Source organism: Candidatus Eisenbacteria bacterium, from assembly GCA_005893305.1.
In the GTDB taxonomy this organism is placed as follows: domain Bacteria; phylum Eisenbacteria; class RBG-16-71-46; order SZUA-252; family SZUA-252; genus WS-9.
In genome coordinates, this window is record VBOZ01000029.1 from 112,461 (window position 1) to 134,389 (window position 21,929).

Consider the following 21,929-nt stretch of genomic DNA (forward strand, 5'->3'; position numbering starts at 1 on the left):
CTCCGAGGCGAATCGAGGTCGCGACTCCCTCGAGATCGAAGCGCGCCGCGCGGTGATCCGCGCGCTCTACGAAGGTGGGGCGGGCCTTCTGCTCGGCTCCGACACGCCGGGGAGGTTCCGCGTGCCCGGCTACGCGCTGATCGAGGAGATGCGGGCGATGCGCGCCGCGGGACTTCCTCCCGCGGCGATCTTGGCAGCCGCGACAAGAAACGCGGCCGCGTGCATCGACCGATCGAACGAGATCGGGACGATCGAGATCGGGAAGCGCGCCGACCTGGTCTTGCTCAACGCGAATCCGCTCGAGGACATCGAGAACGTGGGCAGTCGCTCGGGCGTGATGCTTCGTGGCGCGTGGTACCGCAGTCAGGAGCTTGAGGAGATGGCTCGCTCGCTCGCGTCCCTGTTGCGGGCGCCTACATGATAGGATCGGCGGCGTGGACGAGCTCGTAGAAGAACCGCGGCGCGGCGGCGGCGGAGGCACGATCCTGCTCGCTCTCGGCGTCGCGCTCGCCGGCTGGTTCGTCTCCAGCGGCCTGACCGGAATCCGCACCGCCGATCGCTTCGTGACGGTGAAGGGGGTCTCCGAGCGGGAGGTGAAAGCCGACCTTGCCCTCTGGCCGATCCAGCTCGCCGTGACCGACGACAACGTTTCCATCGCTCAGAGCCGGGTCAACCAGAACGTCTCGAAGGTGATCGCGTTTCTCAAGGCGAACGGGATCGATTCGACCGAAATCGAGCTTCAGGGCCTTCGCGTCACGGACGTATTGGCCAACGCGTACAACCAGCAGAATCGAGCCGGGAACCGGTTCATCATCCAGCAGACCGTGATGGTCCGCTCCGACAGCCCGGATCGGGTGCGCGCGACGAGCCAGAAAGTGGGGGAGCTCGTGAACACGGGCGTGGTCCTCTCCTCGGGACCGGAATGGGGTCCCGGTGGGCCGGCGTACGTGTTCCGACGCCTCAACGATCTCAAGCCGAGCATGATCGCCGAGGCGACGGCCGAGGCCCGGAAGGCCGCGGAGCAGTTCGCCAAGGATTCGAAAAGCAAGCTCGGCGGGATCCACACCGCGAACCAGGGCGTCTTCGTCATCCTGCCGCGCGACGCCACCGCCACGGAGCAAGGCCCGGGGATGAACGAGCAATCCCAGATCTTGAAGACGGTCCGGGTCGTGACGACCGTGGAGTACCTGCTCCGCAACTGAGCTGAGGAGCCTCATCCGCGTGACTTCGGTGATTCTGGACCGCCTCCGGTCCGCACTCGCCAATCGCTACGAGCTGAAGCGCGAGCTCGCGCGCGGAGGAATGGGGCAGGTCTTCGAAGCTCGGGATCTGAAGCACGGCCGCTCCGTCGCCATCAAAGTGCTCGATCCGGAGCTGGCCGCATCGATCGGGCCGGCACGGTTTCGGGCAGAGATCGAAACCGCCGCGCGCCTCTCGCATCCGCACATCGTTCCGCTGTTCGATTCGGGCGAAGCTGATGGCCTCTTCTACTTCGTCATGCCGCTCATCGCCGGCGAGTCGCTCCGCCAGCGCCTGAGCCGCGAGCGCCAGCTTCCCGTGGAGGACGCCCTCCGCATCGCGCGCGAGGCGGCCGACGCCCTGGAGTACGCGCATGGGCAGGGGCTGGTTCACCGGGACGTGAAGCCGGAGAACATCCTGCTCGCGGGAGGGCATGCCCTCGTCCTCGACTTCGGCATCGCGCGGTCCAGGGATGGCGGTGAAGGGGGCTCGACCCGGACGGTCACGCCGATCGGAACCCCAGCGTACATGAGCCCCGAACAGATCGCAGGCGCGGACCTCGACGGGAGGTGCGATCAGTACGCCCTCGCGTGCGTGGTCTACGAGATGCTGGCGGGGCAACCGCCGTTCACGGGCCCGACCCCCGACATCGTTCTCTCGCAGCATCGGTCGGCGGCGCCACGCTCCGTCGACACCATGCGGCCCGCGGCGCCGACGCCTGTCGGGGCAGCTCTGTCGCGCGCGCTGGCCAAGGCCCCCGCCGACCGGTACCGAACCCTTTCGGATTTCGCGGCTGCGCTGACGACGGTGCCCACTCCGACCGGCCTGGGCCGAGGCTCAGCCAGGCTGGGCGGTGCCGGCCGCGTCATGCTCGCGGTTCTCCCGTTGGAAAATCTGAGTGCCGATCCGGAGCAAGAATACTTCGTCGACGGAATGACGGACGAGCTGATCTCGCACTTGAGCCGTCTCCAACCGAAGCGGCTCGGCGTCATCGCTCGCACCTCCGCCCTCCGCTACAAGAAGACGGGGAAGAGCATCGAGGAGATCGGCCGCGAGCTGGGGGTGGAGTTCGTCTTGGAGGGAAGCGTACGCCGCGCCGGAGATCGAATCCGAATCACGACGCAGCTGATCCAGGTATCGGACCAGAGCAATCTCTGGGCCCAGACCCACGATCGTCGCTTGGCGGACATCTTCGAGCTGCAGGACGAAGTCGCAACGACGATCGCCAAGGCTCTAGAGATGGAGCTGGTCCCTTCGAGAGAGGCCTCCGACTCAAGCGCGGAAGTTACGAAGAGCGCCGCGTACGAGGCGTATTTGAAGGGGCGTTTCCACTGGAACAAGAGGACGCCTGAAGGCATCCGGTTAGGGATCGAATGGTTCGAGAGAGCGGTCCAGGCGGATCCTCAATTCGCGCGCGCCTACTCCGGCCTCTCCGATGTTTACAACATCGCGATCACCTACATGCTTTTGCCGGCCGAGGAAGCCCTACCCAAGTCGGAGCGCGCGGCGAGGCGCGCGCTGGAGCTTGATCCCGACCTCGTCGACGCCCACGCATCGTTGGGCAGTGTCTTGACCCACAAAGGAGAGCCGGAGGAGGCGAGGCATGTCTTCCGCAGGGCGCTCGAGCTGGATCCGAACTACGTTCCAGCCCTCTATTGGGGCGCAATGAATTTCGTCACGCTGGGAGACTTCGAGGGAGCGACCGGCACCGTCGCGCGGGCCGACGCGCTCGACCCGCTCTCCGTCACGGTGAAAATCGTCCAGGGCAATATCCACTTTTACGCGCGACGGTACGATCAGGCGCTGTCGTACTTCCGGCACATCGTGGAGCTGGAGCCGAAGCTCTATTGGCCTCACCAACGGGTGGCGATCTGTATGGCCGCGCAGGGGCGGCTCGAGGAGGCCCTGGCGGAGCTGGATCGCCATCCTGCCGATCTCACCGGCAGCCTCGACCTGATCTCGGCCCGCGCGTACATGCTGGGTAGGCTCGGACGCCTCGACGAGGCGCGCGCCGCGCTCGAGCAGCTCGAGGTGCGGTCGAAGTCCGAGTACGTCTCCTGGGAGCGATTTGCGTACGCGTACCTGGGACTCGATGACCGGACGTCGCTGCTGAAGGTCCTCGAGCGGGTCAAGGTACCGGGCGTGCTCGGCCGACTCTCGTTGCGCCACGAGTCCGCGTTCGACCCAGTCCGCGACGACCCCCGATTCGAAAAGCTGCTCCGCGTCTGAAGAGGCACGCGGCGCCCAGACACGCCGTTCGCGATCCGCAACGCCGCTGTAACTCGCACGCGACATGGGTCCATCCCCCCGTGGTACCACCCCGTTCAGCCTGACCCTCCCGGGACACCTCTGCAAAGGTGATCTCCGACCCCGGCTCCGATGCAATTGCTTGAAATTCCTGCGCCTGCGGCCCCGCGGCCTTGATATGTCGATATTTGGCACGCCCTCTGATGCTCATTCGGTGTTCCTCATGAACAGAATGGCTCGAGCGCTACTGATACGCGTTCTTCGCATCGTCCTCGTGGGGCTCGCGGTCGCCGCGTGCCCACGCGACGCGCGCGCGATGGGCGGCGGCGTGGGCATCGACTACTCGGGCGGACCAGGGGATCAGAGGACACAGGACGCGCTGGGCTATCTCACGACCAAGCTCGGCGGCGACGGCGACCTGACCCTAATCGGGGCGCGCTACGACAACACCGAGATCGGGCCGGGCACCCTAGGCGCCGTGGGCGTCGGGATACCCGTTCCGGGTCTGACACTCATTCGCGTCTCGGGCGCGCGCACCATCGGGGACAAGAACTACCGGGCATTCCGGCTCCAGGCCGGGCCGGAGCTCAACGTGGGAGGCGGTCGAACCCTGGGAATCTTCTACCTCCACGTCGAGGACAACCTGGCGTCGCTCTCGAACGGCGTCGTGACGGAGCTCGGCGTCCCGATCTCCCCCGTGCTTGCGGGCGGGCTCGGCGCGGCGGTCGCTTCGAAGGAAGGAGGGCGGACCAGCGCCCAGGGCACCGCGAGCATGACCTGGGGCCCGGCGGGTCGGGTCCAGCTCTTGGGAGAGATGAGCGTGGGCCAGAACGTCGTTGGGTTTTCCCAGAGCGGGTCCTCGTCCCAGGGAGGGGTGCTGGGGCGGCTCCCGATCATGGGCCACGGTTCCTCCTCGAAAAAGGAGGCCGGCGCGGTCAAGGCGGAGTACGGCACGCAAGCGACCGGGCTCGTCGGGATCCGGTTCCTGTTCCCGTAGCGCGAAGTGGGGGGCAAACGGCGTCTTTCGGGGCGCCAGTGAAAGGAGAAACGATATGAAACGAATATGGATTCTCGTGTCGCTCGTGGCGGTGATGGTTTGGACGGTGGGTACGTCGCTCGCTCAGTCCGATACGGCGCCCGGGCAGGCCCCGGCAACGCCCCAGGCCCAGACCCCGGCGTCGCCGGAACCGCAAGCGGCGCCGCAGAGCACCACTCCCCCGACGCCCGATGTCGGACTGAAGGCAGAGGCGGGCGCGAGCGCGGGAGCGACGGTGATCATGGAGAAGGCCAAGAAGGCGCCGCCCCAGGAGGCGGAGGCCACCGAGAAGAGGCTTCGCGAGACGGTCAAAAAGGTCGAAGAGGAAGGCACATCGAAGGGCGACCAGACCGTTGCCTCGCGATTGGGAGCGGAATTCGGCATGACCCCGGACGCGCTGATCGCGGAGAAGAGCCAGTACCAGACTGGCTGGGGTGAGCTCATGATCGCGCACACCATCCTCGCGAGCGCGAAGGGTGGGGTCACGCTCGACCAGCTTTTCGACATGCGTCGGAACGGACTCGGCTGGGGCCAGATCGGACACGGCCTCGATCTCAGGCTCGGTGGAATCGTGAGCGCCGTGAAGGCTGAGAGTCGCGTCGCGCTGGGCGTGGCCAAGGCGGATGGACGGCCTGCGAAGATTCAAAGCGCCGCGGTTCACGCAAACGCGGGCACGAAGGCGGGAGTCGGCGCGGGGCACAAAGGCGCCGGAGTCTCGACGGACGTTGGTGTCGGTGCCGCGGTGAAGGGGCAGACGGGGAAATAACCGGACGATTCAGCGAGCGAGGGCCATCGGGCTTCGGCCCGGTGGCCCGCTCGTCCTCGGTCGTGTAGGACGAACTCCTATAAACGGTTATGGGCATCAATCGTGCTTGCTCCGGCACCCCGATCTAGATAAGCTTATAGCTGACCCCCAGCGTCGTGTGGGGGCGGTTCCATGGAGGTTTAGCTATGATTCGAGCGCTCGTCGCGGACGACCACGCGGTCGTACGCCGAGGGCTCCGGGAGCTCCTGGCCGAATCACGCGAAGTGGCTGTCACCGGTGAGGCCGGGAACGCCCGCGAAACCCTCGAGCAAGTCCGCACAGGGAAGTGGGACGTGCTCGTTCTCGACATCAATCTGCCGGACGCGAGCGGGCTGGATGTGCTCCGCGAGGTCAAGCAGATTTCCCCCCAGCTGCCCGTGCTGATCCTCACGATCTACGCCGAGGACCAATTCGCTGTGCGGGCGCTTCGATCGGGGGCTGCCGGGTACGTCACGAAGCAAAGCGCCCCCGAGGAGCTGGTGGACGCCATCCGGAAGGTCGTGCGCGGCGGCCGGTATATCAGTCCCGCGCTGGCCGAGAGGCTCGCGGTTCTTGCCGATCCCCAAGCGGAGCGGCAGCCGCACGAATCGCTCTCGGAGCGGGAGTTTCAAGTGTTCCGCACCCTAGCATCGGGCAAGACCGTCTCGCAAGTCGCCGATTTGCTCCATCTCAGCGTCAAGACCATAAGCACCTATCGGGCGCGCGTGCTCGAGAAGATGGGCTTGGAAACGAACGCGGAGCTAACGGTCTACGCGGTGCGAAACGGCATCGTCGAGTAGCGTGCTCTAAAGTCTGGAATTGCACCCCCGCTGTCCGTACGTGTAGGACTAACTCCTACTTTCCCCTTCCGAAAATCCCACAAAACAATGAGAGACCCGCCGATGGTGGCTTCGCGCGGGTGGCCGTATTCTTATAGGCGTTGATGCGCTCACCATCCCGGGCGCATGGAATGGCGGCCATGGCAGGCGTTCCCCCTGGCGAATGGTCGCGCAAGAGGCCTCTCGGGCTGGGATTTCCGACGCTTCACTGCATCGTGCGTCGACAGATACCCCCACGTACCGTTGAAGTTTGGGGGCGTCGGAATCCCCCCGGAGGCCTCAAGTTGTTTCCCCACCCGCCGCGCTCAGGTGCCGACCGTATAGGCGCTCCATCGCCTGTGCTACCCTAGCCCGGCGTGGAAACGAAATCGCCCCGGGCTGATTCAGCGTACAAATCATCGGGATCGACGGTCCTCGTGACCGGCGCTTCGGGCTTCGTCGGAAGCCGCGTGGCGCTGCGGCTCGCCGGCGTCGGCTCTCGTGTTCGGGCGCTTGTGCGGCGTCCGGGAGCGGCGCCGGATCTCGGCAGCGCCGGCATCGAGGAGATCGAAGGTGATTTCGTCGATCGCGATGTGGCCCACCGCGCGGCGGTGGGCGCGGATCTCGTGGTGCATTGCGCCGCCACCTCGGGACCCGACTTCGACCCGGTCCGCCGCGTGAATGCCGAGGGCACGTACTCCGTGGTGGATGCGGCCCTCACCGCCGGATCCCGCCGTTACGTTCATATCTCGACCTGCTCGGTCTACCGCACGGGCGGTCTCACGCTGGTCGACGAGGACGCGCCACTCAAGGAGGCGGGCGATCCCTACGGCGTCACGAAGGCGGAGGCCGACCGGATCGTCCTCGACGCGGCGGCCGGCGGACTCCAGGCCGTGATCCTTCGCCCAGGCGCGATCCTGGGCGTTCACCCGACGTCCACCTGGGCGATCAAGATGCCCGCGCGCGTCCGCGATCGCCAGATCAAGCTCACGATCGACGGCGGGAACACGGTGCCCTATGTCCACGTCGAGGACCTGGTCGACGCGGTTCTTCTCGCGCTCGGCAACGAGCGGGCGGCTGGTCGCGTCTACAACGTCGTCGACGGCCACATGACGTGGAAGGAATACACGGACGAGATCCGCGGCTGGTTCGGCACGCCGCCCCTCGAGGTCGTTCCCAAGGACCAGGTTCCCGACGGGGGATACTGGACGGGGAAGTTCGACGCGACGCGGATCCGCGCCGAGCTCAACTACGCGCCCCGCCACACCTACGCGGAGGGAATGGCCGAGGCGGCCCGACACTGGAGGCAGGAGCTTGAAACGGCCCGATCCGTCTGAATACGCGCCGTACTACGGCAAGTACATCGAGAAGGTTCCGGATGGCCCGATCCTGGACATCCTGCGCGCGCAGATTCGCGGCACCCTGGAGCTACTGCGCTCTTTGCCCGAGTCGAAGGGTGAGCACGTCTACGCGCCCGGCAAGTGGAGCATCAAGCAGGTCGTTGGCCACGTGAGCGACGGGGAGCGCGTATTCGCGTATCGGGCGCTCCGATTCGGACGCAGCGACGCCACTCAGCTCCCGGGCTTCGAGCAGGACGACTACGCGCGCGACGGCGGATTTGCCGCGCGATCCCTGCGCCATCTTGCGGACGAGCTGGAGGCGGTCCGCCGCGCGACGGTGCTCCTTTACGAGGGCTTCGGTGAGGGGGACTGGTTGCGGAAGGGGATCGCTTCCTCGAACCCGGTGAGCGTGCGCGCCCTCGCCTACATCATCGCGGGCCACGAGCTCCACCACGTCAAGATTCTCCGGGAACGATACCTGGCCTGAGTCGCGCCCTGCTCCACGATCCGGAAAGCCCGCCTCGCGCGTCTCCCGGCTAGTCCCGCCCCGAGAACAGCGTCACCGCAACCCCGCAGAGGACCAACGCCCCTCCCAGGTACGTGATCGGCGCCGGCGATTCTCCCCGTACGATCGCGCCCACGATCACCGCGATCATTGGGATGATGAGCGCCGCCACGGTTACCCTCGTCACCTTCCATTGTCCGACGAGCCAGGTATAGAGGACGTAGGCGCCCAGGTTTCCGGCGATCGCCAGATAGATAATCGGACCCCAGCCGGTCATCGTGTGGGGCAGCGTGTGCGACTCCCCGAGCGCGAGGCTTGCCAGGAAGCAGATCACGGCTCCGATGGCCGCGCCCAGCGCGTTCACGACGAACGCCGAATGGGTGGGCACCTTCTTCAAGATGACGCCCGCGAGGGCGGCACAGGTCGCGCCGCCGAAGACGCCGAGAAGGGCCGGGGCGGGGGCTCCCAGCTTGAGCTCGCCGGAGAAGATCAGCGCGACCCCGGCCAATCCCACGACGGCAGCGAGCATGCGCCGGCGATCCAGCGCATGGACGCCGAGCATCGACGCGAAGATGCCGGTCGTGAGCGGGGTCGTGGCATAGAGCGTCGCCGCGATCCCGCTCGGCACGGTCTGTTCGCCCCAGTAGAGCAGGGCGAAATTCACGCCCAGATTGAGAAAGCCGAAGAGGGCGATTCCCTTGAGCGCCGCTCCCCGCGGCCAGTCGGCCCGCGTGGCCAGGGCGACAAGCGTATTCAGGGCGGCCGCCAGAATCAGCCGGATCGTCGCCCCCCAAAGGGGAGGCACCGCCTCGTTCCCGATCCGGATCGCCAGGAACGTGGTTCCCCAGATCAAGGACATGCCTACGAAGGCGGCGTACTGGGCGGGTTGTCGGGTCTCGGCGGGGGATGGAGCGTTCATTGATGAGGCGATCCTGACACATTCGCGCGTCAAAGCGAAGGGGCGCCCCATCGTGGGGCGCCCCTCGAAGTCTTGACCTCGCCGCGCCGGCTACGTCGGGCGTGCGCTAGGGTCGGAGTGAGACCTGCGATCCCTTGTTGTCATACAGGTTGAGGCGCGGCCCCTTGTCTTCCGTGATCATCAGCTGGGCGCGTGGGCTCTCGGTTGCGTCGAACAGATCGAGAGCGGGTCCTTCCTTGTCCACGCCGAGATTCACGCGGAGCTTTCCGTCCTTGTCGAGGAGCGTGAGGGCGGGGCCCTCATCTCCGACAGCCAGGATCATCCGCGCCTTCCCTTGCGCGTCGCGGACGATGAAGAGCTCCGCATCGAGCGTCTTGCTCGGAGGTGCGGAGAGGCCGAGAAACAGGGCTCCCACCACACCAAGTAGAGCGATCGAGCCGCCGATCTTGAGGCTTCGATTCTCGCGCTCCACTTTTTCCAGCCGGATCAACAACGAATCCTGCATTTGATTCTCCGACGACATGCACCCCCCTTACACCGTGAATGTGAAATGTCTCGCTCGACCGGAACAACATTCATATATCGGCAAGAGGGGACGGAAGGTTAGCTCGGATCGACGCGCGAAGCGATTTGGAGCGCGCGGCAAAGCGCATTCGGGCGATTTGCCAAAGCGCTCGTGCGCCGCGGACGATCGCGGCGACGTCGATCGCGGACACGATGAAATTGCCGACCGCAATTTCGAACCGTGGCGTTTTGATCGACGCGCGACGAACGTGGATCGCGACGCGAGACGACGTCGACGACATCTCGATGCGAGACGAGGAGCGAAGACGCTTCGCGAGCGCGCGATGGGGATCGTGGCCGGCACGGGCCGCCAGGGCCGCCACGGGCCGCCACAATCTAATTCCCAAGGAGCGTGCAAGTCGGGCCCGAGAGAGTGCAATTGGAGTGCGGTCAGAAACTGTGCAACCTATTAAAATATATTAACTTACATCCTAAAGTCGTGCCCGTCGAATGCCGATGAATAGCAACGGACAAGAACGTCCGTCGGAGGTGGGATGCCTAAGTCGGCTCGGCGCTATTTTCAGATCGTCATATTTCGAGTCGGCCTCGCGGTCATGGCGCTTCTTACGGCGGCCTGGGCCGGACATCAGCTGCGAGAAGACGGCCCGGTCTGGCTCATCGCTTCGATCTTCGCGGCGAGCGCATCGGTCTGTCTCATCTGGCCGCTTGTCGTGCCCGCGGAGAACAGCACGATGGTTGTCTACTCGGTCGGGCCCGCGTTCTATCTCGCCGGCATGTTCCTGCTCCCGCCAGGACTCTTGGTGCTCGTGATCGGATTCTCGACCGCGCTCTCGGGAATCGTGTACGGCACTCGCGCGTACCGAACGGTCTTTCAGCTCTCGGCCTCGATCCTGGCGTTCGGCGGATTCGCGCTCTTCTTTCACCTCGGTCCGCAGCCTGCCGACTTCATGTTCCATCCCGCCCCACGCGCCGGCCTCGAGCTCCTGATCGCGACGGCCGCGCTCATCTCGCTGCTCATCATCCGCAGCCTGGCGCTGCGCGTCGAGCACGGGGATCACGCGCCCCACTGGGGTGCGTTCCAGAAGACCGCCATCATCGAAGCCGTCCTCTGTCTCGCGTTTTCGCTGACCATCACGGTGCTCGCTCGCATCCACCTCGCCCTTCTCTCGATCGTCTACGTCGAGATCGGAGCGGTCTGGTGGTTCCTGCACCGTTACCACGGATACGTGAGCCGGATGAAGGGCGGGAGGATGGTGCCGTCGGTGGCTCCCGTTTGGGGGCGGTTCGACAAGTCGCCCCGCCTGGCGGGCGAGGCAAAGCAGGAGGAGTGGGCGAGCGCGCGGGCTCGGAAGGCTGCTAGCGGGACTTCCCGGCGGGGCCGGCTTTGACGATTTCGGCGGGGCGCGATCTGCCGTAGCGACCCGCGACGTACTCCTCGACCAGAGCGAGAAAATCCTCCGCGATTCGCGGGCCCTGAAGCGTCGTCCGGAGGGATCCGTCGACGTAGACCGGCGCCTTCGGGTCCTCCGCCGTGCCGGGCAACGAAATGCCGATGTCCGCGTGTCTTGATTCCCCCGGGCCGTTCACCACGCAGCCCATCACCGCGACGCGGAGCTCCTCCACGCCCGCGTAGCGGGCCCGCCACTCCGGCATCCGTTCCCGAAGCCGAGCGTTCACCCGTTCGGCAAGCTCCTGGAAGAAGCTGCTCGTGGTCCGGCCGCACCCGGGGCAGGAAGTGACCTGGGGCTGAAAGTGGCGGATCTCGAGGGATTGGAGGATTTGCTGGCAGACCCAGACCTCCTCGCGGCGGTCGCCGCCGGGCTGGGGAGTCAGGCTCACGCGGATCGTATCGCCGATCCCATCGAGCAGGAGCGTGGAGAGGCCGGCGGTCGAGGCGACGATCCCCTTCGTCCCCATGCCGGCTTCGGTGAGCCCGAGATGGAGCGGGAAATCGGTTTCCGCAGCGAGCCGCCGGTAGATCGCGATCAGGTCGCGGACCCCGGAGACCTTGGCGGATAGGACGATCGCGCCATGCGGCTGGCCGAATTCCTCGGCGAGCGCCGCCGATCGGACGGCGCTCTGGAACATCGCCTCGAGCGTGACGTCGCGATCGTCCCTCGGCTGGGCCCGACGCGCGTTCTCATCCATCAGCGCGGTGAGGAGCTCGCGATCGAGCGAGCCCCAGTTGACGCCGATCCTCACCGGCTTCCCGTTCGCCGCGGCGACCTCGATGATCCGTCGGAAGTGATCGTCGTGCTTCTTCCCGGCTCCGACGTTTCCGGGATTGATCCGGTACTTGTCGAGGGCGCGCGCGCACTCGGGATACTCCGTGAGCAGGAGGTGGCCGCTGAAGTGGAAGTCCCCGATGATGGGCGCCGTGACGCCTTGATCGCGCACGCGCCGCACGATCTCGGGCACCGCCTTGGCCGCCTCCGGCGTGTTGACGGTGACGCGGACGAGCTCGGATCCCGCCTCGGCGAGCGCCGCGGTCTGGTCGGCGGTCGCTTTGGCATCGGCGGTGTCCGTGTTGGTCATCGACTGGACGGCGACGGGGGGGCCGCCTCCGACCGTCACCGAGCCGATGGTGACAGGGACGGAGTGCCGGCGGGGCCGATCTTCGGACGCCGGGGTGGAGCCTGGCTTCATGGATATCACGAGCATCCGGCGAGTCTACCGCGCTCCCAGAGGGCGGTCAAACGAACGGCGAGGTGCTATGCTCGCCGGGTGACGACAAATCCGACGATGACTCCGCCCGCGCCGCCCGCGCCACCCGCGCTGCCCGCGCCGAGCGTGAAGCGCATGTTCGCGTCGATCGCGGGCTCCTACGATCGCGCGAACCAGATTCTCTCATGGGGCATGCACCACGGCTGGCGCGTCGCGGCGGTTCGCTGGAGCGGCGCCAAGGCCGGCGACCGGGTCCTCGATTGCGCGACCGGGACGGGGGATCTGGCGCTCGCGTTTCGACGCGCCGTCGGACCCGAGGGCGAAGTGGTCGGCACCGATTTCTGCGAGGAGATGCTCGCGATCGCGTCGGAGAAGTCGAGGCGAGCTGGGCTCTCCGTCCGCTACGAGCCGGCGGACGTGCTCTCGCTCCCGTACCGGGATGCCTCGTTCGACATCGCGTCGATCGCCTTCGGCATCCGGAACGTCGAAGACCCCGCGCGGGGGATTGTCGGGCTGGCCAGAGTGGTCCGGCCCGGAGGGCGCGTCGTGGTGCTGGAATTCGGCCAGCCGGGGAGCGCCCTGTTCGCGCCCCTCTACCGCTTCTATTCCCGGCGGATCCTCCCGACGATCGGCGGGTGGGTCAGCGGCGAGCGCTCAGCCTACGAGTATCTCGATCGCACCTCGTCGCGCTTTCCCGCGGGAGAGCGTTTCGCCTCGCTGATGCGCGCGACCGGCGCGTTCCGCCGCGTGGAGTCGCACGCGCTCACAGGCGGCGTCGCGCATGTCTACGTGGGCGAGGTGGGGGTACCGCAATGATGACGGTCCCAGGAGATGCCTCGACGTGAGCTTTCGGACGACGCTCCCCGTGCGCTTCCAGGATGTCGACGCCGGCGGGGTCCTCTTCTTCGGCCGGATCTTCGACTATTGCCACCAAGCGTATGAGGAGTTCGTCGCGACCTCGGGAGTCGATCCCGCGCATTACTTCGCCGGCGATGACTACCTCGTGCCGATCGTGCACGCGGAGGCCGACTATCGGGCTCCGATCCGCCATGGCGAGCGCGTCGTCGTCACGATCGACGTGAGCCGCGTGGGACGAGCCTCGATCGAGCTTCGCTATCGCGTCACGGGTCTCAAGGAAGATCTGCGGGACGAGGTGACCACGGTCCACGCCTTCGTCGAGCGGGCGGCGATGAAGCCGATCCCGATCCCGGCCGCCCTACGTGAGTTCTTTCTCGGGCACCTGGTTCCGGAAGCGGTCGCGCACCACCCGCCGAAGTAGCTTTCCCGAGGGGCTCCGGGGCAGCTCCCGCAGCACCATGAGCCGGCGCGGCAGCTTGAATGAGGCGAGCGTGGGCTCAGCGTGGCGGCGAAGCTCCTCGATCGTGACCACCTCGTCGCCCCGCACCTGGATCGCCGCCGCGACCTCGTTTCCCCAGGAGCCCGCGGGGATGCCGACCACGCACGCGTCCGCCACCGCCGGGTGCTCCCGAAGCACGCGCTCGACCTCCTCGGGCGAGACATTCTCGCCTCCGACGACGATCCGGTCGATGCGCCGATCCTTCACCAAGAGTCTCCCGGCGGCATCCCACGCTCCGACGTCGCCCGTCTTGAGCCAGCGGCCGGCCCAGGCCGACGCGTTCGATTGCTCGTCCTCGAGGTAGGCGGCCATGACGGTCGGTCCGCGAACCACGATTTCCCCCTCCACGCCCTTTCCCGCGGCCTGTCCGTCCGAGTCGCGGATCTCCACCTGAGTGAACATCAGGGGGCGTCCCGCCGACTCGAGACCGGCCGGCCATTCGCGAAGCGAGAGCGTCGTGACTTGGGAAGCCGCTTCGGTGAGTCCATAGGTGGGGAGGGCATGGAGACGGAGGTCGGCCGCCTGCTCCAGCAGAGCCGCCGGGATCGGACCGCCGCCGATGAGCGCGGCGCGGAGGGAGGTGGGGAAGATCCGGCCGCGCCGTCCTTCGAGGAGCCGCTCGAGCATCGGCGGCACGAGGGAGAGGAGCGTGACCCCTTCCGCGTCGATCGCCTTGTTTACCGCGTCGGCGTCGAAGCGATCGTGGAGCAGCACGCCGGTTCCGTAGTACGCGCTCCGCGTCAGGATGGAGAGCCCGCCGACGTGGTGGAGCGGGAGGCAGCTGAGCCAGAGGTCGTTCGGGCGCACGCCCAGATTCCGCGCGGACTGGAGCGCGCTCCAGAAGAAATTCCCGTGGGTCAGGATGCACGCCCGCGGCTCGCCGCCCGTCCCGGACGTGAAGCAGAGCGCGGCAGGCGCGTCGAGCCGGCGATCGCGGACCTGGACGGTCGGCGCGGCGCTCTCCAGGGCCGCGGCCGAGGTCTTCTCCCGGGCCACGGCCGGCGCCTTCCCCCGGGTCGCCCCGATGGCCTCGCTCGTGATGACGAGCTCGACCATGGCCCGCTCCCGGAGCGCCTGCCGCTCCAGGGGCGTCAGCGACGTGCCGATCGGCGCCGGGAGGACGTCGGCACGATGGCACGCATGAAACGCGATCGCGAAGGGAAGGGGATGCTGCGGCTCGAACTCGAGGGAGAGATGCTCGCCCGCGCCCAAGCCCTGCACGAGGAACGCGTCGGTCGACTCTTGCACCGCGGCGTCGAGCTGGCCGTAGGTGAAGGCGCGTCCGCCGTGGCGGAGTGCCAGGCGGCCGGGAGCGATGCGCGCCCAGAACCGGACGGGGTCGGGGGTCGAAGTTTGGGTCACGCGCCCTCCTCCGCGAACGACCCCACCAGCTCCGCCGCGCTCCAGAACGCGGCAGGGAGGGTTGCGCCGAGGCCGGGCTCCGTGGGGACGCGGGCCTTGCCGCCAGGGTAGGACGTCACGCGGCGCGACCCGTCGAACGCCCGCTCCGCGGAGGCGACGCCGTGGGCGAAGCGGCTCGGGCCGAGCGAAGCGGCGAGGTGGAGCGCGCCGGTCCGGCCGATGTCGCTCTCCAGCAGCGACGTCACGACCACCGCCGCGCCGAATTCCCCGGCGAGGGCCGCCACCGCTCCTGCGGCCTGGAGACCGCCGAGCGCCATCGGCTTCACGATGAGGATATCGGCCGCGCCCGCCGCCAGAATCCGGCGCGCGGTCGCCAGGTCACGCACCGCCTCGTCGGCGGCGATCGGCACGCCCGCGGCCGCGCGGACGCGCGCGAGCGCGTCGATCGCGTCCGCCGGGACGGGCTGCTCGCAGAATTCGATGTCGTAGCGACGGAGCTCGGCCAGAGTCTGGATCGCCTCGATCTCCGACCACGCCTGGTTCGCGTCCACTCGAATCCGAACCGCCGGTCCCGCGACCTCACGCACCGCGCGGACGCGGGCGACGTCCTCACCGAGCGACCCGCCACCGACCTTGACCTTGATCGTGCCGACACCCGATGCGACCGCGGCCATCGCCCCCCGCGCCGTCCGGTCCGGGGACAGACGGGGGATCGCGGCGTTGACCGGGACTTCGGTGAGCGCACCGGACCCGCTCAGGAACCGGGCCACGGACATGTTTGCATGCTGCGCCGCGAGGTCGTGAAGCGCGAGATCGATCGCGTGTCGCGCGCACGGAGACGCCGCGACCGGGGCCAACCGGGGGAGGTCGGCGGCCGCCTCGAGATACGCCTCCCGCGGAAGCCCGACCAACCGTTCCGCCGCGCCTCGCAGCGCCGCCACGCTGGACGCGTGCGTCTCGAGTCCGAACCCGGGCCAGGGCGCGGTCTCGCCGAGACCGACCCAGCCCCCTTCCTCCTCGAGGAGCAGGATCGAGCCGACGCGCTCGGTCGTGGGCCCTTCCGCGCTCGGCCATGCATCGGGCAGCGGGGTGCGATAGGACCGAATCCAGACCTTTCGAATGGTCATCCGAGGACGATCCCCGCCGCGAAGAGAACGCCGAAGAGGGCGTGAAGCCGCGCGGTGTCGAGGAGGGCCCGGTTCAGCGCGGGACCATCCTCCCGCTCCCGCACCGCGTGGAGCGCGCGCATCGCCAGAGGCCCCGTCGCGAAGGGAAGGAGGACCCACGCCGACCGGAATCCCTGCGCCCAGAGGCCGAGCGGGACCGCGTAGGCCGCGATCAGGAACGCCAGAAACTCAGCCCGCGCGCCCCGGCGGCCGAGGATGACGGCCAGCGTTCGCTTCCCGGCGGCGCGGTCACGATCGAGGTCCCGCACGTTGTTCACGATCAGGATCGCGGTCGCGAGCGCTCCCACGGGAATCGCCGCCAGGACCGCCTCGGGGTGGACGGTCCCCGCTTGGACATAGTAGGTCCCGAGGACGGCGACAAAACCGAAGAAGAGAAGCACCGCGAGATCTCCGAGGCCGACGTACGCGAGGGCGAACGGTCCGGCGGTGTACCCGATGCCGGCCGCGATCGAGGCCGTGCCGATCGCGACCACGGGCCAGCCGGCGACCCTCCAGAGATAGACGCCCGCGAGGGTGGCGATCGCGAAGGAGACGATCATCCCGGTCCGCACCTCGCTCCCGCTCAGCCAGCCTTGCGGCAGGACCCGGGGCGGGCCGATCCGGCCCGGCGCATCGGCGCCCTTCCGAAAGTCGTAGATATCGTTCGCGAGGTTGGTGCCGATCTGGATCGCGACCGAGCCGACCAGGGCGGCAAGCGCGGCCAGCGGGCGCGAGGCCCCGTGGCGCCACGCCACGGCGGTTCCAACGAGGACGGGAACGACCGACGCGGCGAGGGTGGGAATACGGAAGGCGTGAAGCCACGCCCCGACCCTGCTCGGGCGCGGGATGACGACCTCGCGGAGTCCGCTCCCTTCGCCCGCTTGGACGCCGATCACCGGGTCAAGGGAGGCGGGGGAACTTGGTGAAGTCGGGCTTTCGCCGTTCGAGGTACGCGTTTCGCCCCTCCTGCGCCTCTTCGGACATGTAGTAAAGAAGGGTGGCGTTCCCCGCGAATTCCTGGAGCCCCGCCTGCCCGTCGCAATCGGCGTTCAACGCCGCCTTGAGGCACCGGAGCGCCATCGGGCTCATGGCGAGGATCTCCCGGCACCACGAGACCGTCTCCTCCTCGAGCCGCTCGAGCGGGACGACCGCGTTCACGAGGCCCATCGCGAGAGCTTCCTTCGCGTCGTATTGCCGGCAGAGATACCAGATCTCACGGGCCTTCTTCTGGCCCACGATCCGCGCGAGGTACGCCGCGCCAAACCCGCCGTCGAACGAGCCGACCTTGGGCCCGGTCTGGCCGAATCGGGCGTTTTCCGCCGCGACGGTCAGGTCGCAGACTACGTGGAGCACGTGGCCGCCGCCGATCGCGAAACCGGCCACCATGGCGATCACCGGCTTGGGGAGCGCGCGGATCCGCTTCTGAAGATCGAGGACGTTGAGTCGTGGAACCTGATCGTCGCCGACGTAGCCGGCCGCCCCGCGGACGCGCTGATCGCCGCCCGAGCAGAACGCTTCCTCGCCGGCTCCGGTCAGGATGACGACGCCGATCTCAGGATCCTCACGCGCATCGTCGAATGCCTCGATCATCTCGCGGACGGTCTGGGGCCGGAAGGCGTTCCGCACGTCCGGCCGGTTGATCGTCACCTTCGCGATGCCGTCGGCCTTCTCGTACAGGATGTCTTGGTAGGTTTTGGCGTTCTTCCATGCGACGGTCGTGGCGACGGGCATCGTGGCTCCTTTACGCGGGCAGGGAGGCCTTGCGATCGGGCGCGGCCACGAGCCGGTCGAGCCGGTCGAGGACCGCCCGGCGAAAAGCCTCGGGCTGTTCTAGGTGAATGTTGTGTCCGGCGCCCGGCACGATCATGGCCTCCGCGTCGGGAATCGCGGCGGCCATCCGTTGCACGAGTGCCGCGTACTTCGGATCGAGAGCGCCGGCCAGAAGGAGGGTCGGGCAGTGGACCGACCCGAGGCGCGGGCCGAGGAATTCCTGCGCGCCCTGTCCCAGGCCGCGGAGGGACCCCGCCAGACCCGCGGCGTTGTTGCGGAGCCGCCGGGCGCGCTGCTCGCTGTGTGCCTCCTTGGACAAGCCACGCTGCGACCCGAAGATCGGGAGCGCCTCCCACGTGTCCACGAACCAGGGGACGCCGCGCGCCGCGATCTCCGCGGCGAAGGCTTCGTCGCGGATCCGTCGCTCGGTTCGCGCGGATTCCTCTGCGATTCCCGCGGAGGTCGATTCGAGAATCAGGGAGGCGACGCGCGCGGGCTCTGTGACGCCCAGATAGAGAGCCACGCGGCCGCCCATCGAGTACCCCATCCAATGGGCGTGCGCGATTCCGAGCGTCGTGATCAGTGTCGCAAGATCACGCGCCGTCTCGGCCATGGTGAAGCGATGTGGCTCCGCGGGGATGCCGGTCCGGCCGTGGCCCGGGAGGTCGATTCCGACGCCGGCGAAGCCGGCCTCAGTCAGCGCTGCCGCCGTCCCGATCCAATCCTCGGACGATCCGCTGAACCCGTGCAACATGACGACCGCGGCGCGTGCCGTATCGACCCCGCCCGCAATCCTCACGCCGTAGCTCAGGCCGGCGACGTCGATGGCCCTGGCTTCCTCCCAGCCGGTCACAGCGTCTCCTCGACCGCGCGGATCACGTCCGCGCGCAACGCCTGATGGAGCGCCCGCGTTTCGTCGCGGTCGGTCCGGACCTCGAGGATCTCGGTGGCGCGCCTCGCGAGCGAGGACGCGGCCCTGGCGCCGAGCGCGGCGAGAGAATCCGGGCGCGCGAACGGAATCCCGTACATCGCCGCCGCGGGGGCGAAGTCGAGCCCGTGCGGCGTGCCGAAGTAGCGCTCGAAGACCTCGCCGTGCCGCGCGATCGGGAGGAGCGAGAAGACGCCTCCGCCGTCGTTGTTCACGATCACGATCGTGGCCCGGGCGTTTCCCTCGCGCGCGGCCGCGAGCCCGTTCAGGTCGTGGTGGAAGGAGAGGTCGCCAGTCACGATGAGGACGGGGAAATCGCCCGCCGCGCCCGCGCCGAGCCCGCTCGAGATCACGCCGTCGATCCCGCTCGCGCCCCGGTTGGCGAGGATCCGGAGCCGCTTGGCAGAAGCGGGCGCGAACAAGTCCAGATTTCGGATCGCGAGGCTGTTCCCGACGTAGACGAGCGTTCCTTCGGGGGCCGAGTCGAGGAGCGCGGGGAAGAGATACCCCTCGGAGAGGTCGGAGACGGACGCGCGTCGGCGGTCGATCGCGTCGCGCGCGGCTCGTTCGGCGAGGTCGAACGTCTCGCCCCAGCGCGGGAGCGGGTCCGATCCCTTGGCCAGCGAGTCCGCGAGGGCGGACGCGAACGCGGTCGGATCGGCCGCGAAGACCTCGCGCGCGCGGCGCGAGGGGCTGCGCCAGCCGCGGGCCGGATCGACGAGGAGATGCACCGCCCCCGGGTGCCGCGCCGCGTACAGGTGATAGGACTTCGAGGTGAGCGCCGGCCCGAATTGGATCACGACCTCCGGCGCCTCGCGCGCGGCGAATCCCGGCGCGCGGAGAAACGCGTCATAGGCGCCGAGCACGTGCGATCGGTCGTGCGGGCCATAGCGAACCTGCGACGCCGGATCGGCGAGGATCGGATACCCGGTCACGGCGGCGAGGCGCGCGACCGCCGCCGGCAGCTCCGGCGACGCGTCCTCGGGGCCGCAAATGATCAGCCCGCGACGTCTCTGACGCAGGAGGCCGGCCGCGCGCGCGAGATCCCGCGCCGATGGCGATGGAGATTCGGGCGCTCCGGCCGCGCCCGGCGACTCGGCGGCCCCACCCGCCATCGCGGCATCGCCCCGACGCGCGGCATCGCCCCGACGCGCGGCATCGCCCCCACGCGCGGGACGCGCCTCCAGCAACTCGGGGTCTGGAACGAGCGGCTCGCGAAACGCGAAGTTGAGATGAACCGGGCCCGCGGGCGGACCCCACGCCTCCGCCACCGCGCGGGCTCCGAGCGCGGCCGCGTACTGGATCAGGTCCGGCTCGGCCACGGGCGCGCCGACCTCGTGGAACCAGCGCGCGGCGGCTCCGAACATCCGGATCTGATCGATCGTCTGCGACGCGCCCGCGTCTCGCAGCTCGGGGGGACGGTCGGCGGTGAGAAGAATCAACGGAACGCGCGCGTGGTGCGCCTCGACGGCGGCCGGATGGAGGTTCGCGGCGGCGGTTCCGGAAGTCGTCAGGATGGCCACCGGCCGGCGCGAAGCCTTCGCCAGGCCGAGCGCGAAGAAGGCGCCCGCCCGCTCATCGAGCGCGACGTGGGTCCGGATCGAGGAACGGTGGAGCGCCAGCACGAGCGGAGCGGACCGGGAGCCGGAGCAGACGCACGCGTCGCGGACGCCCCGCTCCTCGAGGGCGAAGACGAACGCCTCGGCCCAGGCGAGGTTCGTCGCCGCGGTCGCGGAGCCGGCCGCGTCCTCCACCGCGCGCGCGGGTCCGTCGACTTTGGAGGAGAGGTCAGCCACGAAACAGCACGTCCTCGATCGAGCCGAGCTTCGCTTCGCACTCGTCCCATTCGCGCTCGGCCCGCGATCCGGCGACGATCCCGGCGCCCGCGTAGAGGAGCGCGCGGTCGCCGCGTACGAATGCCGACCGGATCCCCACCGCGAAATCGCCCTCGCCCCCGGGCTTCATCCAGCCGATGGGGCCGGCGTACCAGCCGCGTCCTCGCGGCTCGATCACGCGGATGAGCTTGAGGGCCTCCTCGCGCGGCGTTCCCGCGACGGCGGGGGTCGGGTGGAGCCGGGAGACGAGATCCAGCACGTGGGTCCCGGGAGCTGCGGTCGCCGTGATCGGCGTGCGCAGGTGCGCGAGACCATGAAGGCGAAGCAGGGCCGGCTCGGGCGGCGCCGCGGCGTCCGGGCAAACGCCTCGGAGCGCGGCCAAGATTTCTCTCGCGACCACCTCGTGCTCGCGGCGTTCCTTGGGATCGTCCAGGAGGGCGCGAGCGGCGTCACTCCCGTCGGCGCTTCCCAATCGCGCGGTGCCCGCCACCGCGTCCGCGCGGACGCGCCCCTCGCGCAGCGACACCAGCCGCTCCGGGCTCGCACCAAGAAAGACGGAACCCGAGTCGTTCCAGTAGAGGAAGCGGAAGCACGAGGGATACGTCTCGCGAAGCGCCGTGAAGGCCCGGACGGCATCCCAGCCGACAGGGGTGCGCGCCTCGCGGCTTCTGGCCAGGACTACCTTCTCGACGCCGCCGGCTTGAATGCGATCGAGCGCCCACCCGACCGCCCGCGACCAATCTCCGCGCGACCACTCCCCGGCGAGGTCCTCGTCTTCCATCCGGGTGCCCAGCTCCGCCGGCCTGGGGCCGAGCCCGACGCTGCGTCCGAGACCGAGACCGCGCCCGAGTCCGAGCCACGGTTGGACATCGGCCCAGGTGGTGAGGGCAGCATGTCCGTCCGTGTCGCGGTGCCACTGAAGGGCCGGAATCATCACCACGCCGGCGGGGAGTCCCCACGCCGACGCGGGACCGCCGTCGAAGCTGAACCCGCCGAATGCGATCGGCGTTGTGTCGGTCGGTTGGCCGGGGAGCTTCGTCGATCCGGCGATTTCACGGAGCCAGAGGCGGGCTTCCATCCACGGGTCCGGGCCCGAGAACTCGCGCCGGGCCGAGGCCCCGATCAGGGAAATGCATTCCCCGTCCGGGGATTCCCAGAAGAAGCAGGGCGGCGCCAGGAGGCTTTCGTCCACGGCGTCGAGACGAAAATCGTCCTGGGTCGCGGCGCCGGGCGCGGAGGCGGACCCCGAGAGCGAGTCCTTCATCGTTATCGAGTGGGGAGGCGAGGCCACGCGGCGAGTATAGAGACTCGGGAGTCCACGGGCAACCGGGGGCGGCAGCGCCCAACCGGCCTTCGCGCAAAGAAATGGCGAATCGCGGCCGGCTCGTCTATCCTGCCGCGGCCAGCGTCGGGATCGGGCGTCCGCCGACTCCC

At 68.5% G+C, this 21,929-nt stretch carries 22 protein-coding genes; 11 read left to right on the forward strand and 11 right to left on the reverse strand.

Translation table 11 applies throughout. The features are described 5' to 3' along the window. The 8 genes from E6K79_09150 to E6K79_09185 all read left to right on the forward strand — a co-directional run. Window positions 1–421: amidohydrolase (locus tag E6K79_09150; protein ID TMQ63801.1), on the forward strand; the 421-nt coding region annotated here is incomplete at its 5' end. A gap of 13 nt (window positions 422–434) precedes the next feature. Then, window positions 435–1,202 (forward strand): SIMPL domain-containing protein, encoded by a 768-nt coding sequence (locus tag E6K79_09155; GenBank protein ID TMQ63802.1) that lies wholly within the window; start codon window positions 435–437, stop codon window positions 1,200–1,202. Between the two features lie 19 nt (window positions 1,203–1,221). Beyond that, a complete protein-coding gene (locus tag E6K79_09160; GenBank protein ID TMQ63803.1) occupies window positions 1,222–3,468 on the forward strand; it encodes a tetratricopeptide repeat protein in 2,247 nt (748 codons plus the stop codon). Between the two features lie 250 nt (window positions 3,469–3,718). Continuing rightward, window positions 3,719–4,483, forward strand: a complete 765-nt coding sequence (locus E6K79_09165; protein ID TMQ63804.1) for a hypothetical protein — start codon at window positions 3,719–3,721, stop codon at window positions 4,481–4,483. A gap of 55 nt (window positions 4,484–4,538) precedes the next feature. Then, window positions 4,539–5,288, forward strand: a complete 750-nt coding sequence (locus E6K79_09170; protein ID TMQ63805.1) for a hypothetical protein — start codon at window positions 4,539–4,541, stop codon at window positions 5,286–5,288. Window positions 5,289–5,473: 185 nt separating this feature from the next. Continuing rightward, window positions 5,474–6,106 carry a response regulator transcription factor gene (locus E6K79_09175; protein TMQ63806.1) on the forward strand — a complete coding sequence of 211 codons (633 nt, stop codon included), beginning with the start codon at window positions 5,474–5,476 and terminating at the stop codon, window positions 6,104–6,106. 395 nt (window positions 6,107–6,501) lie between these two features. After that, window positions 6,502–7,461 carry an NAD-dependent epimerase/dehydratase family protein gene (locus E6K79_09180; protein TMQ63807.1) on the forward strand — a complete coding sequence of 320 codons (960 nt, stop codon included), beginning with the start codon at window positions 6,502–6,504 and terminating at the stop codon, window positions 7,459–7,461. After that, window positions 7,439–7,951, forward strand: coding sequence for a DinB family protein (locus tag E6K79_09185; GenBank protein TMQ63808.1), 513 nt, complete (start codon window positions 7,439–7,441; stop codon window positions 7,949–7,951). The genes E6K79_09180 and E6K79_09185 overlap by 23 nt, the downstream gene beginning before the upstream one ends. 49 nt (window positions 7,952–8,000) lie before the next feature. Here E6K79_09185 and E6K79_09190 read toward each other — a convergent pair whose 3' ends face one another. The 3 genes from E6K79_09190 to E6K79_09200 form a co-directional block, all read right to left on the reverse strand. Beyond that, window positions 8,001–8,939 (reverse strand): hypothetical protein, encoded by a 939-nt coding sequence (locus E6K79_09190; GenBank protein ID TMQ63809.1) that lies wholly within the window; start codon window positions 8,937–8,939, stop codon window positions 8,001–8,003. A 55-nt stretch (window positions 8,940–8,994) separates the two neighbouring features. After that, window positions 8,995–9,393, reverse strand: a complete 399-nt coding sequence (locus E6K79_09195; protein ID TMQ63810.1) for a hypothetical protein — start codon at window positions 9,391–9,393, stop codon at window positions 8,995–8,997. A 70-nt stretch (window positions 9,394–9,463) separates the two neighbouring features. Further along, on the reverse strand, window positions 9,464–9,787 hold the full coding sequence (locus tag E6K79_09200; protein ID TMQ63811.1) for a hypothetical protein: 324 nt from the start codon (window positions 9,785–9,787) through the stop codon (window positions 9,464–9,466). 159 nt (window positions 9,788–9,946) lie between these two features. Here E6K79_09200 and E6K79_09205 point away from each other — a divergent pair, with 159 nt between their 5' ends. Further along, window positions 9,947–10,801 carry a hypothetical protein gene (locus E6K79_09205; GenBank protein ID TMQ63812.1) on the forward strand — a complete coding sequence of 285 codons (855 nt, stop codon included), beginning with the start codon at window positions 9,947–9,949 and terminating at the stop codon, window positions 10,799–10,801. On the opposite strand, the gene ispG is transcribed toward E6K79_09205, so the two are convergent. After that, window positions 10,770–12,059: a flavodoxin-dependent (E)-4-hydroxy-3-methylbut-2-enyl-diphosphate synthase gene (gene ispG / locus E6K79_09210; GenBank protein TMQ63906.1), complete on the reverse strand. Its 1,290-nt coding sequence runs from the start codon at window positions 12,057–12,059 to the stop codon at window positions 10,770–10,772. The two genes, E6K79_09205 and ispG, sit on opposite strands and share 32 nt — an antisense overlap. A 153-nt stretch (window positions 12,060–12,212) precedes the next feature. Here ispG and ubiE point away from each other — a divergent pair, with 153 nt between their 5' ends. Beyond that, a complete protein-coding gene (gene ubiE / locus E6K79_09215; protein ID TMQ63907.1) occupies window positions 12,213–12,893 on the forward strand; it encodes a bifunctional demethylmenaquinone methyltransferase/2-methoxy-6-polyprenyl-1,4-benzoquinol methylase UbiE in 681 nt (226 codons plus the stop codon). Next, window positions 12,859–13,356, forward strand: a complete 498-nt coding sequence (locus tag E6K79_09220) for an acyl-CoA thioesterase (GenBank protein TMQ63813.1) — start codon at window positions 12,859–12,861, stop codon at window positions 13,354–13,356. The genes ubiE and E6K79_09220 overlap by 35 nt, the downstream gene beginning before the upstream one ends. On the opposite strand, the gene E6K79_09225 is transcribed toward E6K79_09220, so the two are convergent. The 7 genes from E6K79_09225 to E6K79_09255 are packed head-to-tail and all read right to left on the reverse strand — an operon-like array spanning window position 13,294 to window position 21,759. Next, the gene (locus tag E6K79_09225; protein ID TMQ63814.1) at window positions 13,294–14,796 is read right to left on the reverse strand and encodes an o-succinylbenzoate--CoA ligase; all 1,503 of its coding nucleotides are present in this window, start codon (window positions 14,794–14,796) and stop codon (window positions 13,294–13,296) included. The genes E6K79_09220 and E6K79_09225 overlap by 63 nt on opposite strands. Next, window positions 14,793–15,923 carry an o-succinylbenzoate synthase gene (locus E6K79_09230; GenBank protein ID TMQ63815.1) on the reverse strand — a complete coding sequence of 377 codons (1,131 nt, stop codon included), beginning with the start codon at window positions 15,921–15,923 and terminating at the stop codon, window positions 14,793–14,795. Before E6K79_09230 ends, E6K79_09225 begins: the two co-directional genes overlap by 4 nt. Further along, window positions 15,920–16,855 carry a 1,4-dihydroxy-2-naphthoate polyprenyltransferase gene (locus E6K79_09235; GenBank protein ID TMQ63908.1) on the reverse strand — a complete coding sequence of 312 codons (936 nt, stop codon included), beginning with the start codon at window positions 16,853–16,855 and terminating at the stop codon, window positions 15,920–15,922. The genes E6K79_09230 and E6K79_09235 overlap by 4 nt, the downstream gene beginning before the upstream one ends. 7 nt (window positions 16,856–16,862) lie before the next feature. Further along, window positions 16,863–17,693, reverse strand: a complete 831-nt coding sequence (gene menB / locus E6K79_09240; protein TMQ63816.1) for a 1,4-dihydroxy-2-naphthoyl-CoA synthase — start codon at window positions 17,691–17,693, stop codon at window positions 16,863–16,865. A 10-nt stretch (window positions 17,694–17,703) separates the two neighbouring features. Continuing rightward, window positions 17,704–18,585: a 2-succinyl-6-hydroxy-2,4-cyclohexadiene-1-carboxylate synthase gene (gene menH, locus E6K79_09245; protein ID TMQ63817.1), complete on the reverse strand. Its 882-nt coding sequence runs from the start codon at window positions 18,583–18,585 to the stop codon at window positions 17,704–17,706. Beyond that, window positions 18,582–20,456, reverse strand: a complete 1,875-nt coding sequence (gene menD / locus E6K79_09250; protein ID TMQ63818.1) for a 2-succinyl-5-enolpyruvyl-6-hydroxy-3-cyclohexene-1-carboxylic-acid synthase — start codon at window positions 20,454–20,456, stop codon at window positions 18,582–18,584. The genes menH and menD overlap by 4 nt, the downstream gene beginning before the upstream one ends. Beyond that, entirely contained in the window at window positions 20,449–21,759 is a 1,311-nt protein-coding gene (locus tag E6K79_09255; protein ID TMQ63819.1) for an isochorismate synthase, read from the reverse strand. The genes menD and E6K79_09255 overlap by 8 nt, the downstream gene beginning before the upstream one ends. Window positions 21,760–21,929: the final 170 nt, after the last annotated feature.

What these genes read in the sequence shown, in the direction of transcription:
- E6K79_09165 (TMQ63804.1), top strand. Translation starts at nt 3,719, where the DNA reads ATGGCTCGAGCGCTACTGATACGCGTTCTTCGCATCGTCCTCGTGGGG.
- E6K79_09170 (TMQ63805.1), top strand. Translation starts at nt 4,539, where the DNA reads ATGAAACGAATATGGATTCTCGTGTCGCTCGTGGCGGTGATGGTTTGG.
- E6K79_09175 (TMQ63806.1), top strand. Translation starts at nt 5,474, where the DNA reads ATGATTCGAGCGCTCGTCGCGGACGACCACGCGGTCGTACGCCGAGGG.
- E6K79_09190 (TMQ63809.1), bottom strand. Translation starts at nt 8,939, where the DNA reads ATGGGGCGCCCCTTCGCTTTGACGCGCGAATGTGTCAGGATCGCCTCA.
- E6K79_09195 (TMQ63810.1), bottom strand. Translation starts at nt 9,393, where the DNA reads ATGCAGGATTCGTTGTTGATCCGGCTGGAAAAAGTGGAGCGCGAGAAT.
- E6K79_09205 (TMQ63812.1), top strand. Translation starts at nt 9,947, where the DNA reads ATGCCTAAGTCGGCTCGGCGCTATTTTCAGATCGTCATATTTCGAGTC.
- ispG (TMQ63906.1), bottom strand. Translation starts at nt 12,059, where the DNA reads ATGAAGCCAGGCTCCACCCCGGCGTCCGAAGATCGGCCCCGCCGGCAC.
- ubiE (TMQ63907.1), top strand. Translation starts at nt 12,213, where the DNA reads ATGTTCGCGTCGATCGCGGGCTCCTACGATCGCGCGAACCAGATTCTC.
- E6K79_09220 (TMQ63813.1), top strand. Translation starts at nt 12,859, where the DNA reads ATGTCTACGTGGGCGAGGTGGGGGTACCGCAATGATGACGGTCCCAGG.
- E6K79_09230 (TMQ63815.1), bottom strand. Translation starts at nt 15,923, where the DNA reads ATGACCATTCGAAAGGTCTGGATTCGGTCCTATCGCACCCCGCTGCCC.
- menB (TMQ63816.1), bottom strand. Translation starts at nt 17,693, where the DNA reads ATGCCCGTCGCCACGACCGTCGCATGGAAGAACGCCAAAACCTACCAA.
- E6K79_09255 (TMQ63819.1), bottom strand. Translation starts at nt 21,759, where the DNA reads ATGAAGGACTCGCTCTCGGGGTCCGCCTCCGCGCCCGGCGCCGCGACC.